This window comes from Natronoarchaeum sp. GCM10025703 (assembly GCF_042661985.1).
In the GTDB taxonomy this organism is placed as follows: Archaea; Halobacteriota; Halobacteria; order Halobacteriales; family Natronoarchaeaceae; genus Natranaeroarchaeum.
Genome location: NZ_JBHSZF010000001.1, coordinates 1,574,518 through 1,587,681, shown reverse-complemented (window position 1 = coordinate 1,587,681; position 13,164 = coordinate 1,574,518). Strand labels below are relative to the sequence as shown.

12 protein-coding genes, 1 tRNA gene and 2 pseudogenes are annotated in these 13,164 nt (G+C 61.8%); 7 read left to right on the top strand and 8 right to left on the bottom strand.

The window, feature by feature from the left end; all coding sequences use genetic code 11:
- Positions 1-47 precede the first annotated feature (47 nt).
- Complete coding sequence (locus tag ACFQH2_RS08905; protein WP_377052843.1) at positions 48-245, top strand: hypothetical protein; 198 nt, start codon at positions 48-50, stop codon at positions 243-245.
- On the opposite strand, the gene ACFQH2_RS08900 is transcribed toward ACFQH2_RS08905, so the two are convergent.
- Positions 246-434: a hypothetical protein gene (locus tag ACFQH2_RS08900; RefSeq protein WP_377052841.1), complete on the bottom strand. Its 189-nt coding sequence runs from the start codon at positions 432-434 to the stop codon at positions 246-248.
- Positions 435-548: 114 nt separating this feature from the next.
- Here ACFQH2_RS08900 and ACFQH2_RS08895 point away from each other — a divergent pair, with 114 nt between their 5' ends.
- Positions 549-854, top strand: a complete 306-nt coding sequence (locus tag ACFQH2_RS08895) for a hypothetical protein (RefSeq protein ID WP_377052839.1) — start codon at positions 549-551, stop codon at positions 852-854.
- A 129-nt stretch (positions 855-983) separates the two neighbouring features.
- On the opposite strand, the gene glyA is transcribed toward ACFQH2_RS08895, so the two are convergent.
- Positions 984-2,240, bottom strand: a complete 1,257-nt coding sequence (gene glyA / locus ACFQH2_RS08890; RefSeq protein ID WP_377052837.1) for a serine hydroxymethyltransferase — start codon at positions 2,238-2,240, stop codon at positions 984-986.
- A 133-nt stretch (positions 2,241-2,373) separates the two neighbouring features.
- On the opposite strand from glyA, the gene ACFQH2_RS08885 reads away from it, so the two are divergent.
- From ACFQH2_RS08885 to ACFQH2_RS08865, 5 genes and pseudogenes are all read left to right on the top strand, one after another.
- The gene (locus tag ACFQH2_RS08885; RefSeq protein WP_377052835.1) at positions 2,374-4,434 is read left to right on the top strand and encodes a hypothetical protein; all 2,061 of its coding nucleotides are present in this window, start codon (positions 2,374-2,376) and stop codon (positions 4,432-4,434) included.
- 47 nt (positions 4,435-4,481) lie between these two features.
- Positions 4,482-4,874: a YlbF family regulator gene (locus ACFQH2_RS08880; RefSeq protein ID WP_377052833.1), complete on the top strand. Its 393-nt coding sequence runs from the start codon at positions 4,482-4,484 to the stop codon at positions 4,872-4,874.
- Positions 4,875-4,977: 103 nt separating this feature from the next.
- Positions 4,978-5,812, top strand: a pseudogene (locus ACFQH2_RS08875) (MBL fold metallo-hydrolase).
- A 99-nt stretch (positions 5,813-5,911) separates the two neighbouring features.
- A complete protein-coding gene (locus ACFQH2_RS08870) occupies positions 5,912-7,873 on the top strand; it encodes an AAA family ATPase (RefSeq protein WP_377052829.1) in 1,962 nt (653 codons plus the stop codon).
- A gap of 47 nt (positions 7,874-7,920) precedes the next feature.
- Positions 7,921-8,856, top strand: coding sequence for a hypothetical protein (locus ACFQH2_RS08865; protein ID WP_377052827.1), 936 nt, complete (start codon positions 7,921-7,923; stop codon positions 8,854-8,856).
- A gap of 19 nt (positions 8,857-8,875) precedes the next feature.
- Here the strand turns inward: ACFQH2_RS08865 and ACFQH2_RS08860 are convergent, their stop codons facing one another.
- The 6 genes and pseudogenes from ACFQH2_RS08860 to ACFQH2_RS08835 all read right to left on the bottom strand — a co-directional run bounded on the left by ACFQH2_RS08860 (position 8,876) and on the right by ACFQH2_RS08835 (position 13,135).
- Positions 8,876-9,175, bottom strand: a complete 300-nt coding sequence (locus ACFQH2_RS08860; RefSeq protein WP_377052825.1) for a hypothetical protein — start codon at positions 9,173-9,175, stop codon at positions 8,876-8,878.
- A gap of 2 nt (positions 9,176-9,177) precedes the next feature.
- Positions 9,178-9,454, bottom strand: a pseudogene (locus ACFQH2_RS08855) (winged helix-turn-helix domain-containing protein).
- 101 nt (positions 9,455-9,555) lie between these two features.
- Positions 9,556-11,034 carry a molybdopterin-dependent oxidoreductase gene (locus tag ACFQH2_RS08850; RefSeq protein ID WP_377052821.1) on the bottom strand — a complete coding sequence of 493 codons (1,479 nt, stop codon included), beginning with the start codon at positions 11,032-11,034 and terminating at the stop codon, positions 9,556-9,558.
- A 216-nt stretch (positions 11,035-11,250) separates the two neighbouring features.
- The gene (locus ACFQH2_RS08845) at positions 11,251-12,270 is read right to left on the bottom strand and encodes a hypothetical protein (protein ID WP_377052819.1); all 1,020 of its coding nucleotides are present in this window, start codon (positions 12,268-12,270) and stop codon (positions 11,251-11,253) included.
- Between the two features lie 415 nt (positions 12,271-12,685).
- Positions 12,686-12,860, bottom strand: a tRNA-Trp gene (locus ACFQH2_RS08840).
- A gap of 47 nt (positions 12,861-12,907) precedes the next feature.
- Positions 12,908-13,135 (bottom strand): DUF5795 family protein, encoded by a 228-nt coding sequence (locus ACFQH2_RS08835; RefSeq protein WP_377052817.1) that lies wholly within the window; start codon positions 13,133-13,135, stop codon positions 12,908-12,910.
- Positions 13,136-13,164 lie beyond the last annotated feature (29 nt).

The following is a 13,164-nucleotide window of genomic DNA, read 5'->3' as shown; positions in this document are numbered from 1 at the left end:
GGGGGAAGGGCTCTACGCTTATGAGTCGGGCCGGCGAAAAGTACAGTATGGCGCTCGTCGAACAAACGGAGACCATCGCCGGCCTCGTCCTGATACTTCTCGGAGGGGCCATGCTGATCGTCACCGCCGCGGGAGTAGACCTGCCGTTGCTCGTCCTCGCCGTCGCAACCCTGTTGATAGCTATCGGAACGCTACTGGCAGGGCTTGGGCCGGAACTGTTCGAGGGCGACGAGGTCGAGGCCTGATCAGGTCCGCGACGTCTCCGCTCTGATCTTCAGCATCCGGACGCCGACGTAGAAGATGCCGGCGACGATGAAGAGGAAGCCGCCGAGCAACAGCAGTCCGGCGTCGACGACCAGTCCCAGCACCAGCACGAGAACGGCGAGGCCGACGAGGACCTGAATTATTCTATCGAAGACGCCGAGGGCACTCATGACCTGCCAGTTGTTCGTACCGGAGTATAAAACTGTGTCTGCCATCTGGGCTGGCCGGCGTCACCACCGGACTGGCAGGGGAACCCTGATACTCGTCGACGCCGTATTCTCCGTGTGGCATCCGTAACGTACACCTGTCCCTACTGCGACGCCGTCGTCGAGATAGAGCGGGACGCCTACATGGCCGACAAGTCGGTGACCCGAGAACCGCTGTCGGACTACGAGTACGCGTCGACGACGGGCGAGTACGAGGACGCGGACGGCATCGAGTTCGTCTGTATCGGCCGGCCGGACGAGACGTCGAGCGACGAGGGCTGTGGTCGAACGTTCTACCTCAATTACGTCAAGTTCGAGGGCGGCCGGGAGCGCGACGACGGCCCGTCCCTGGAGGATTCGCCGAAGTTCGATTTCCGACCCTAAGTGAGCATCTGAGGCATAACACCTGGCTCTCCGGATATGTCGATGAGAGTACGGTACAACGATAAGAGCGACAGGTGAGATGAGACCGCAGGAAGAACGAAGACAGCGCCGCAGACGTCGGCAGAAACGCTACTCGTAGAGCGGGTGTTCGTCACAGAGGTCGTCGACGGTGGCCGAAACCTCCTCGACGGCCGCCTCGACTTCGTCCTCGGCGACGGCGTCGACAACGGTCGAGATGCAGTCTGCGACCGTCTCCATCGCGTCGGTATCGAAGCCACGGGTGGTCAGCGCCGGGGAGCCAGCGCGGATACCGCTCGGATTGAACGGGCTTCGGGTCTCGCCGGGGACCGTGTTGGCGTTGAGGACGATGCCGGCCGATTCGAGCGCGTCCTCGGCGTCGCCGCCGGTGACGTCGGGGTGGGACTCGCGGAGGTCCGCGAGTACGAGGTGGTTGTCAGTACCGCCCGACACCAGCGTGAAGCCGTGCTCCTGAAGCCGATTGCCGAGCGCTTTCGCGTTCTCGACGGTCTGTTCGGCGTACTCGTCGAACTCGTCGGAGAGGGCCTCACCGAAGCCGACGGCCTTGCCCGCGATGTTGTGCATCAGGGGACCGCCCTGACCGCCGGGGAACACGGCATTGTCGAGGTCGTCGGCGTACTCCTCGTCGCAGATGGCGATGCCACCGCGGCCCGAGCGAATGGTCTTGTGCGTCGAGCCAGTGACGAAGTCGGCGACACCGACCGGCGAGGGATGGACGCCCGACGCGACGAGGCCGGTGATGTGGGCCATGTCGGCGAGATGCAGGGCGTCGGCGGCGTCGGCGGCGTCCTGAATCTTCTCCCACTCGACAGTGCGCGGGTATGCGGAGTAGCCGGAGACGATGATGTCCGGATCGAACTCCTCGGCCTGCTCGCGGACGGCCTCGTAGTCGATGTAGCCCGACTCGATGTCGACCTCGTACTGCTCGACTTCGTAAAGCTGGCCGGTGAAGTTCGCGGGGTGGCCGTGGGAAAGGTGGCCGCCGTGGGTCAGATCCAGCGAGAGGATCTTGTCGCCGGGATCGAGCGTCGCCAGGTAGACCGCCTGGTTAGCCTGCGTGCCCGAGTGAGGCTGGACGTTGACGTGGTCGCCGCCCCATAGCTCGTGGGCGCGCTCGATAGCGAGTTCTTCGACCTCGTCGGCGTACTCACAGCCTGCGTAGTACCGAGCGCCAGGGTAGCCCTCGGCGTAGTTGTTCGTCAGTGCGCTGCTCTGGGCTTCGAGCACCGCCTCGCTGACGTGGTTCTCGCTCGCGATCATCTGCAGGGAGTTGCGCTGTCGTTCTACCTCGCCGATGAGGGCGTCGGCGACCACGGGATCGTTCTCCCGGACGGTATCGTAGTTCATACGTCTACGTCGGGGGACGACGGCGTATAATTGTACCTTTCTTCGACGCGCGCGCGGCCCGAAAACCGGGTGGTGACACAACATACCACGTCACCGATAGTAATAACTGATCCCAGCGTATTCCTACGACCGAATGATCGAGTGGGAGGTGATGGACTCGGGGGTCAGAGCCCTCGATGGGGGCAATGCCGAACTCGTCATCGACAGCCCCGATCTCGATCTGGTGCGCTCCCACGCCGAACTACAGCGGCCCACCGATGCGACGTTCACCTGCTCGACGGCCGAGCTATCGGTCCCTTCTGCGGTCGTCTACGTCACGCCCCTCTCCGGCGGCAAGACGTACGAACTCGGCGCGGATCAGGAGTCACTCAGCCTGCCAGAGGACGAGTATCTGATCGACGTCGACGGTGAGATCAAGACGTATCTGCGCGTCGAGAGTGCTCTCTCTATCGATCGGTCACCGAACTACGACGCGATTCGCATCGACTTTCCGGAGCGCACGGCGACGACTATCGGCCTGCGGAGTCGAGCCGAACTGCCGAGCCACGAGCTAACGGTGCCACCGACGCCGGGTGGACTGGCCACCGCGCTTTCACATCTCCACGCCTCTCACAAGACGTCCGGCTCCGACCGGAGCTATCCGACGCTTCGCGGGCATCCCCCACAGCTATCGACCGGCGACGCCGTCGACGTCCCGGATCAGGTCGTCGCGGCGACGCCCGACACCGGGATAGAAATCGTCTCGCCGCCCGACTTCGAGGCGCTGTTCGTGCTCGCCCCGCTCGCGTACTACCTGCAAGCGACCGTCGACGTCCGGGAGCGAGACCGGCCCGTGATCCGGACGCCGGAACTCGATATGGAGTGGGAGCTACCCGCCCAGCCAGGGCTGGAACGGGAGACCGAGCGGCTCCTCAGACAGGTGTTCTTTCTCGACTGTCTGGTCCGTAACGCGGGACCGTACGGCACCGAACTCTCCGAGGGGAGCCTCCTCGACACGCTCGGTCTCGACGTGGACGTCCTCTACGACGCGACACCGGCCGAGCGCCTCGCGACGTATCTCTCGGTGGCGAACGATGCGATCCAGCACCGGATCCCCGACTGGCATCTCTCGACGTACGTCGACCCGTCGGTCGAGCATCTCTCGACGATCCCGTTCTTGTTGGATCGAATGAGCCTCGTGTACACGCCACGCACCTCGGAACTGGAAGGGAGCGAACTCGTGGAGCGCTCGCTCGACGACTTCTACCGTGGCGGCCGCGCCGCAGGGGAGGTCGCGTCGGTCGACATTCTCAAGCCCGAGCTACGGGGTGGTCGAATCCACGGCTGGCTCGCAAAGGGCACGCCGCTGGACGTGTTCACCACGTCGCCAACGGCCTACGAGAACCGACTGCAGTTCCTGCGGGAGGATCGCGAGGGGATCGGAGTCGTCGTCGTGCTCAACGACAAGGAGATGGCTGACGAACACGAGGACGTCGCCGGCATCTACCGGGAGCGTGGCGAACGGCTTCCGATCGACGTCACCGTCGAGGAGGGGCTGACGACGGAACAGCTGGCGCGTACGTTCGAGTCGGAGTACGACTTCGTCCACTATATCGGCCACTGCGAGACGGACGGACTGCGCTGCCCGGACGGCTATATGGCGGCCTCGACGCTGGATCGCTGTCGCGTCGAGACGTTCTTTCTGAACGCCTGTGGCTCCTACTACGAAGGGAAAGAGCTGATCGAGCGCGGCGCCGTCGCAGGGGCAGTGACGTTCTCGCAGGTGCTCAACGATCATGCGGTGAAGGTCGGATCGACGTTCGCGAAGCTACTGGCCCACGGCTTCGGCATCGAGCGTGCGCTCCAGCACGCCCGTTGTCGGATCATGATGGGCAAGGACTACGCGGTGGTCGGGGACGGCACCCACGCGCTGACACAGAGCGAGAACCGGGTGCCCGCCACGGCGAGGCTCGAACCGATCGAGGATGGCCAGCGATTCTTGCTGACCTACGACCAGTTCTCGTCCCGGCATACGGGAAGCTTCTACCATCCGTATCTGGAGGACAACGAGTACTCGTACCTGTGTGGCAACGAATCGGAGTTCACGCTCGGCCGTGACGAACTCGTGTCCTATCTCACCCGGGCGGAACTGCCCGTCGTTTACGACGGCGATATCCACTGGTCGACGCGTCTCGCGACCCTGCTCGACGCGTAGATGGCTGAGACCAGCAGGTTGATACACACTCAGTCGTAATCCGAGGTATGAGCATCGACACTGACGTGACCGTTCCCGACGACGACGTCGAGACGCTCGGACGACAGCTTGGTGAAGCGATCCGCAATCTGCCGGAGTACGAGGCCTTCGAGTCCGCAAAGGCGGCAGTCGAAGCGGACGACGACCTGCAAGAGCAGATCAAGGAGTTCGAATCGCTTCGTCAGGAGTTCATGCTCGCCCGGCAGACGGGCGACGCCAGCGACGAGGACCTCCAAGAGCTACAGCAGGCCCAGAGTAAACTCCACTCACAGCCCACCATGTCCGAGTATCTCGAAGCCCAGCAACGACTCGACGCGCGACTAGAGGCGGTGAACGAAGCCATCTCCGCACCGCTCGACGTCGACTTCGGCGAGCAGGCTGGCGGTTGCTGTCAGGACTGATCGGCTGACCGGTTTTTCTGCTGTGAGTCGTCCCGCTTAGTGTACCGGTACTGCTCCACCGAGAGCGGAACACTTACCCTCCGGGTGAACGGTGAGTTCCGATATGGACATCGAAAGCGACTGGGGCGACTGGCTCCCGAACGCGGTTCGGAACGCGACTCCCGAAAGCATCGCAGTCTGGTATCTGGGCTGTAACGGGTTCGTCCTGAAAGCGAGCGACGGCACGACCCTCTTTATCGACCCGTACGTCGGACTCGGCGATCCGCCGAGAACGATCCGGATGATCCCGGTCCCGTTCGACCCGGCAGACGTCGAGCAGGCCGACGCCGTACTTGCGACGCACGAACACACTGATCACGTCCACGGCCCCTCGCAAGCGCCGATCCTCGAAGCGACGGGAGCGGACCTGTACGCGCCGGACGACAGCCTCGACGTCGCCCTCGACGAGGAGGACTGGCAGGCAGAGTACGACATCGACGACGAGCAGTTCGTCGAGGTGAACGAGGAGAGACCATCGAAGTCGGCGGGTTTACGATCCACATCGAAGACGCTTACGACGCGGACGCCACGCATCCGGTGTCGTACGTCATCGAACACGAGGGCGACACGGTCTTCCACGGCGGTGACACCAAACCCACCGACGAGTTTGCCCGAATCGGCGAGCAGTACGATATCGATCTGGGAATTCTGGCCTTCGGTACCGTCGGGAACATCCCCGACAAGGAGACACGCGAACCAGTCCGGACGCGCTGGTACAACGACGAGAATCAGGCAATCAAGGCCGCCAGCGATCTGCAGTTCGACCGATTCCTCCCTGCCACTGGGACATGTGGAAGGGGCTGACCGCCGATCCGAAGGTGCTCCACCACCACGCCCGGAGTTTCGAGTACCCGGATAGCCTGGAGGTCGTCGAGATCGGTGATCGCGTAGATCTCTGATCCGCTCCGATCGTAGTTGCGGGTTGGGTAACGTTAGACAAAATTGCCTGTGATCTGGTGCCCGTTTGTTTTATGGTTGTGGTGTGGATAGGAGTGGCTATGAGCGAAGAGGCATATCAGGACGACATCGAAGTCTCCGCGGACGGGATCACCGTCGAAAAGGCGTTCAAGACGGACGAGTTCGCGGTACCGACGGTCAAGTTCACACTCACGTCGGAGCGAGGCGACTCGGCGACGGTTCGACTCTCCGAGGCGATTCCCGACGATTTCTCCATGGATGGCATCGGCTTTCACCCGGAGTACGAGAGCGAGAACTGGACGGCGTTCGAGGATCACACTGTCGAGTTCGAGCAAACGATCGACGCGGGCGAAGAGCTAATCACCGTCTACGGGGTCCGGATCGACGGGCCGGAACAGGCAGGCGCGTTCATGACCGAACCGGAGATTGCAGATGTCACGCCCACCGGAGAGTCCGACGAGGCCGCGACGGAACACGAGGACGAAGTCGAGGACTCGATGATCGACGACATCGCCTCCGAAGAGAGCAGTCAGGCCGTCAAAGACATGATCTCGGGCGAGTCCGACACGGTCCCCGGTCTCGAAGACGAGAACGAGGCGGCCGAAGCAGTCGAGGCTGACGACTCGGAGGACGAGGCGGCCGAAGAGGACGATTCCGGCCTCGACCTGGGTCTCGACGACGTCGATCTGGAACCGGACCACTCGGACGACGAAGACGCCGACGAGGACGACGACGTCCCCGATATCGACCTCGGTATCGAGGAAGGTGTCCCGGAACCAGAAGAAGAGAGCGAAGAGGTCGATCTCGAAATCGAAGCCGATGCCGACCTCGACGAGGACGACGAGGATGTCGACGACGTGGACGAGGACCTCGAAGACGACACAGACGAACCGGTGGAGGAAACGACCGAGGAAACCGAAGACTTCGAGGACGAACTCGACGAGGACATCGAAGAAGAACTTGACGAGATCGAAGCGGTGGACGAGGGTCTCGAAGTCGAAGACGCCGAAGCCGAAGACGCCGGAGACGAAGACGCCGAGGACGACCTCGACGAGGATATCGAAGACGGTCTGGATGAAGTCGAGGAAGTGGACGAAGAGATCGAGGAGACAGACGAAGACCTCGAAGACGAGGATGCTGAAGACCTCGAAGAGGACTTCGACAAGGATGTCGAGGACACGGAAGAAGTGGACGAAGACGCGGACGAAGTCGACGAAACGGTCGAAGATATAGAGGACGACACAGAGACGGTCGAGGAGTCCGCCGACGAAGTGGTGGACGACGAGACCGACGCTATCGACGAACCGACAACCGACGACGAGACGCCGGCAACGGAGCCCGTTTCGGCCGCGGCGGACGCCGAGACGGACGACGAAGCGACAGAAGCAATCGAAGCCGGCGGCGTCGCAAGCGCGCTCGCGGCTGAGCTTCGCGCGGGCAACGTCGATGAGGAGGACAAAGCGGTCCTTCGTGAGGAACTCGACGTCGCGACAGAGGATACCGGCGTCGACAGTAGCGTCGTCGCCCGGATCGACCACCTCCAGTCTCGCGTCGAGGAAGTCGCCGCGTACACGGGTGCGCTGGAGACGTTCCTCGAAGAACACGGTCGCGGCGACGAACTGATCGAGGAGTTCGAGGACGAGCTCGCGTCGTTCCGTGCCGACCTCGACGGCGTCGACCAGGCGGTCACGTCCAACGCCGAGGTCATCGACGACCTCGACGAACGCCTCGAAGAACGGATGGCCGGCCTCGACGACGAAGTCGGGAAGATCCGCGAGACGGTCGCCGGAGCGGACGAACGGATCGACGGGGTCGCCGCGGATCTCGATGCAGTCAGCGACGATGTCGAGAGCGTCCACTCGGACTTCTCTGAGGTCGCAGAACGACTGGACGACGTCGAAGGTACCGCCGACGAGACGGCGGCCGATATCGACGAGCTCTCCGGGTCGCTCGAGGCGCTTGGCGACGACCTTGACGACGTGGCCGGCGATGTCGAAGAGATCCGAAACTGGCGCGAACAGCTCGGCGAGATGTTCAGCTAATCGGGAAAACACAACCTGTTTGACAGCCGGAGCCGTTTGTGGCCACAATGACGACCATCTCGGTTGCCGTGCCGCGAAAGGGACGGCCCCTCGAAGCCGTCCTGAATCGGGTGGCACGGCGCGTCGATGAGAGCGCTCAGACGCCCGACGACGCGACTACCGACATCGCAGCGCTCGCGGATTCTATCAGTTCGACGCTCAGATACGAGAAAGCAATCACCAAAGGGAGCCAGCAGGCCAGCGAGGACGTCTACGAACGGCTGGCCGCGTACAGCACGCTCGACGATCCGACCAAGCCAGAGTACACGCTGTTGCGTGACGACCGCGGCGGCCGCCCGCGACGGATCGTCTTCGACAGCGTCACGGTCCCGCTGGGCGACGTCGACCTCCAACTGATCGGCCGCGAAGAGCCGTTCCGGGCGCTCCGGACACACGAGTTCACCCTCGGCTTCGATAGCGCCGACCTCGTTCTGGAGGAAGTCGTCCGCCTCCGTGAGGAGCCCATCGAGCGCATCAGCGACATCAACGCCCGGATCGACCCGCGGGACACCGACGTTCGTGTCGTCGGCGGTCTGGGCGACACGGTGCATCACACGCTGATGGGCACGCCGGAGACGCGCCAGCGACTGGATGCCGACGCGTTTGACCGGGAGTTCATTCGCTCCTACGAGGGGCCACTCTGTATCTCGCCCCGGTACGAGCGTCTGGTCGAAGCGGTGCTCGGCACTGCCGCAGTCGAAGATGTGACCTTCTGCTACCCTGATGAGGGCCGCGAAGAGGAGGCCTCGATTGCCGACGTGGGCCTCGGCGTCTATCTGACGATGACCGGGTCGACGGCCAGAGAGCACGGCCTCGAACTCGGCGAGCGACTGTTCCCCAGCGAAACCGTGCTGATGGAGAACGTCACCGAGCGCTCCGCGGCGGTCTCGTTCGTCGAGGAACTGATCGTCGGTTCGGCGCGCGATTCGGCGCTCGCGGTGTGATGGGGCTGGCTGGAGAGAGTTACTGTACGGTCACGTACGTCAGGAAGGCGATTGCGAGCAGTTCGAGCAGGCGCATCCCGACGACGACCTGGCCGACCATTGGGTCCGTGGAGTACAGCATCTGCATGCTCCGGAAGAAAAAGAACACTGCAACCATGTTCTCGAGCAGGAGCACACCACTGAAGCCGACCAGTCCGAGCACCATCCCGGATCTGAAGGTGCGGTAGTTCTTCAGCCAGACGGACAGGAGGACGACGAGAAGAGCGCTGTTGACCCCCGATAGAACCATGCCGGCGAGCCGAAAGCCTTCCATCGCCATGGTTACTCCACCTTGCTTGCGATCTGTTCGAACGTCTCCGAGTGTCGTCCGAACCGATCGGTCAGAAAGTACATTTTTCCGTAGTCGTGGTCACTCGGTTCGACGACGTCGTGTTCTGTGAGCATGTCCAGATGGTGGGTGATCGTGTTGTAATCGACATCCAGTTGGTCGGCCAACTCGTTCGCGTTCCGGGGCCGATCACGGAGTTCTTTGACGATTCTGAACCCTGTTTGTCCCGCCACGGCTTCCGGCAAACAGGTACCACAGGGCCTTCTCCATTTGCTGTGTAGTTGGTGTAAAGCGCGCAATCAAAGTCGTTTCGACATCTGGACCAGCCGTAGAGAACTGGCAATAGGACTTCCGTACAAGCCGTTCGACCATTAGTTGACAGTCTTACTGACCCAGCCAGTCGCCCCGCTCGGGGATGGGTCCGACCGGTTCTGCTCCTGCAGTTCTCCTATCCCGTCGGTCGCTCGGACGACGACCTCGTGGCTTCCGTCGGGGTCGAATTCGTAGCGGTACTGCCGCCAGACGTCCTCGTCGGGCAGCGGTGCGGAGAGTTCTGCGTCTTCCCACGTCTCCCCGCCGTCCGTGGAGACCTCGACGCGCTCGATGCCACGAGTGCCCGCGTATGCGTGGCCGGCAAGTTCGTACCGCCCGTCGTCGAGTTCGGTGATGCCCTCGTCCCAGAGTTTGGCGACAGTGTTGACCGGGCCTGTGCCTTCCCAGCCACGTTCCTCCCAGTAGCCGTCTTCTTCGGCTTCGAGCAGTTCGATTTCGTTGATCCACTTGACGTTAGTTTCGCCCCAGTGGCCCGGCACGAGCAGGCGAACGGGGTGCCCGTTCTTCTGGGGGAGAGGCTGGCCGTTCATGCCCCAGGCGAGGAAGCCGTCCTCCAGAACGTCGACGGGGAACTGGACGTAGTAGCCGTCCTCGCCGTGGAGCATCACACAGCCACACTCGCTTTCCGGATCGACCTCGTCGAGCAGGGAGCGGATCGGCGTCCCGGTCCAGATGGCCGAATCCAGTTTGTGACCGTTGAGGTTCTCGCCGACACAGCGCAGGGTGATAAGCCGGTGCTCGACGGGCATCTCCGTTAGCTGGTCGTATTCGATCTCTGTGTTCATTCCGACCTCGCCGCTGACCGTCAGCGCCCAGTCGTCGGAGGGCACTTCCGGATCGAAACCGGAGATGCTCGTCCGGAAGAAATCGTCGATCGTGCTCACCAGTCCGGGCAGGTCGTCGCTGGCGACATCGAGTTCCTGACTCTGTGTCTTCTGAAACCGTTGTTCGATTTCTTCTTCGTCCGCTCCGGGAGCGCTCTCACCGATGTCGAGTCCGTCCCCGACGAGGGTACTGCCAGCGGTGATTCCGAGTCCGGCGAACCCGACTGCGCCGGCGCTCGCAGCAAGCACACGCCGTCGGGAGTGATCCGGATCGGCCGGGATCGGCGCGATTCCGACGGCGGTGAACGCTGCGACCGGAACCGCAGCGCCGATTGCAAGCATGGGATCGCCAATGAGCACCGCTGTCACCGCCCAACTGAGCAGCCCCGCGAGTGCAATGCCAGCGACCGATCGTTCAAACCGTCTGGCGATTGCGAACCCACCAAGCGCAATCAGGCCGAACAGACCGACGAGGATGAAAACCGACAGCGCCCGATGCAGGTGGTGGGCCTCCTGTCCGACGTTTTCGATCATATACTGGGAAATCACGCCCGGCGTCATGTTGACGACGAAGTCGTCGACCGGTTGCATGACAAACGACCGCGTGTAGCCGGCCGTCGCGTACGAACCGATGACCGCTGTGACCCCCGCGAGAAACGCGAAAATCACCTCAGTTTGCGTCGGGCGTCTCATGGGATGCTCACCTCCTGGCAGTTACGTCGGCGGTCGGGGCCACGGACGGAGACCGGACAGTGGCCTGGCTGTTCCATTCCGTACCGTACCAGTCCGTCGTCAGGCGCGATCCCAGAGGCCGACACGTTCTGCGAAGAACGAGTGTTCAGTGTTGAAGAGACGGCTGATAGACGGCGAAGCGACGACCGATAGTTGACAGACTGGACACTCATACTCTTACTCTGTAGAGACGATGGGGCAGTTTACGTGTGCTGCCTCGTCGTCGAGGATAGTCGCGCTCGTCGCCGAGTCGAGATCGGAAACGTCCTCGAAGTCAGCGTTGTCGTAGACGTTGACCCGCCACAGCGGCGAGTAGCCGGCATCACCCGGAAGCGTGGCGACGACGTTGTGCGTCTGAGCGCTCATCTCCTCGGTCATGAACCCTGACGCCGGACCGCCGCCGTCCTGGCCAGGGTTGGTGTTGAAACTGACGTAGATCTGGGAGAGCGGAACGCTACCGTCCATGGTCTCGAAACTGTCCTCCTCGAAGAGGAAGTACTGGACCACCTCATCCTCGTACCAGCCCTGAACGAGCGGTGCCTCGTCGTGGCCGTCACCGTGATGTTTCGAGGCTGTCGACCCCTGGGGGACGATCGGACAGTTCTTGATCGTGTTCGTCTGTTCGACGTCGTAGCCAGCCTCGGAGATACCGGAGACACTGGTCACCGTATTCGCCTCGTACTCGTCGGGGACGGTAACCATGTTGACACGCCAGAAGTCGTTGTACAGTTCGTCGCCGGGAACTGCATCGACGATGTTGAGTTGCTCTTCGACCGGATCGCCGTTCTCGTAAAAGAAGGCGTAGATCGGTGCTGGCGTGGTCTCCTGGACGTCGAAGTTGTAGTACTCCACCGTGTTGCCGTCGGGACCGAATCCCTGCGTAATGAACGGTTCCTGATCGAAATCGACTGGTTCATCGGGACCGGGAAGCCCGTTCTCGTCATTGCGCACCAGTAGAGTCCCGGCCGATTCGCTGAAACGGTCGATGGCGGCGCGTGGTGCTTCGTCCGGATCCATCCCGCTCATCTCACCATCCATGTCGTCATCGTCCATGTCGTCGTCCATCTCATCGTCGTCCATCTCATCGTCCATGTCGTCGTTGCTGTCCTCTTCGTCGCCGCCTATACAGCCAGCCAGTGCGATTGTCGCCGATCCGCCTGCGAGTTGTAGGAATCTCCGCCGTGACTTGTTTGACATTACGACTACACAGAGATATAGAAGATTAAAAGAGATTTTTCAACAAGCGGACAAATTGTGACCAACATCCGTTCAAACCCCGTTCAAACTTCGTCCATAGTTCGGCTCTAGTACAGCGTTTTTAATTAAACGATCAGGGAACTTCGTTGGCGTCATACTCGGCATATATTTGGATCAGACGGTCGTCTTCGGCCAGCAGTCCCGACACTCGTCGTACCGAGTGTGTTGGAATGAGGGAGACTCGGACCAACCATCTCCAGGTGCCGGCGGATTGGGGTTATTAGTAGAGAAGTAGAGCTACGAACGCTGTGGGGTTGGAGAGATTGTGAACCACAAGAACGTCGCTGCGCTCGTTCTCTGGGTTCAAATCACTCAGAACATACCTGCCGCTCGTGGTGTTGCTCGCGGCAGAGAATGGGGTTGGAGGGATTTGAACCCCCGATTGACTGATATCTCCGATTCACCTCGGTTCTCCAGAGAGTCGTCAACGCGAACGATGATCAGTCGCACGCTCAGTATATCAGTCTGGAGTTCGTCACCGGGTGTCAGTCTCTGGAGTCAGTCGCCATGCCTGGCTTGGCCACAACCCCGTCACTACTCCATAACCCGGACCGCCCTAAAGTGGTTTCGATTCAGATCAATCTCGTTCGGCCTTCGCCCAGTCGCAGTCCTGGCATTTCTTTCCTGTGACCAGTTCCGTTACGGTCGGCATATAGACGACTTCGAGAACCGAACCGCCACAGTCCGGACAGTCGGTATCGCTCTCCTCGATGGATTCGGCCTCCATGATGCTTTCGTCTTCGATCATCTCTGCGAGGTGTGCAGGCGTGACCATTCGACCCTGAACGACGCGGTTATCACTCATCGTGTGAACGAGGGGCTGGCGGCACCAAA

What these genes read in the sequence shown, in the direction of transcription:
- ACFQH2_RS08845 (WP_377052819.1), bottom strand. Translation starts at nt 12,270, where the DNA reads ATGTCAAACAAGTCACGGCGGAGATTCCTACAACTCGCAGGCGGATCG.
- ACFQH2_RS08900 (WP_377052841.1), bottom strand. Translation starts at nt 434, where the DNA reads ATGAGTGCCCTCGGCGTCTTCGATAGAATAATTCAGGTCCTCGTCGGC.
- glyA (WP_377052837.1), bottom strand. Translation starts at nt 2,240, where the DNA reads ATGAACTACGATACCGTCCGGGAGAACGATCCCGTGGTCGCCGACGCC.
- ACFQH2_RS08870 (WP_377052829.1), top strand. Translation starts at nt 5,912, where the DNA reads ATGAGCGAAGAGGCATATCAGGACGACATCGAAGTCTCCGCGGACGGG.
- ACFQH2_RS08880 (WP_377052833.1), top strand. Translation starts at nt 4,482, where the DNA reads ATGAGCATCGACACTGACGTGACCGTTCCCGACGACGACGTCGAGACG.
- ACFQH2_RS08865 (WP_377052827.1), top strand. Translation starts at nt 7,921, where the DNA reads ATGACGACCATCTCGGTTGCCGTGCCGCGAAAGGGACGGCCCCTCGAA.
- ACFQH2_RS08860 (WP_377052825.1), bottom strand. Translation starts at nt 9,175, where the DNA reads ATGGCGATGGAAGGCTTTCGGCTCGCCGGCATGGTTCTATCGGGGGTC.
- ACFQH2_RS08885 (WP_377052835.1), top strand. Translation starts at nt 2,374, where the DNA reads ATGATCGAGTGGGAGGTGATGGACTCGGGGGTCAGAGCCCTCGATGGG.
- ACFQH2_RS08905 (WP_377052843.1), top strand. Translation starts at nt 48, where the DNA reads ATGGCGCTCGTCGAACAAACGGAGACCATCGCCGGCCTCGTCCTGATA.
- ACFQH2_RS08835 (WP_377052817.1), bottom strand. Translation starts at nt 13,135, where the DNA reads ATGAGTGATAACCGCGTCGTTCAGGGTCGAATGGTCACGCCTGCACAC.
- ACFQH2_RS08850 (WP_377052821.1), bottom strand. Translation starts at nt 11,034, where the DNA reads ATGAGACGCCCGACGCAAACTGAGGTGATTTTCGCGTTTCTCGCGGGG.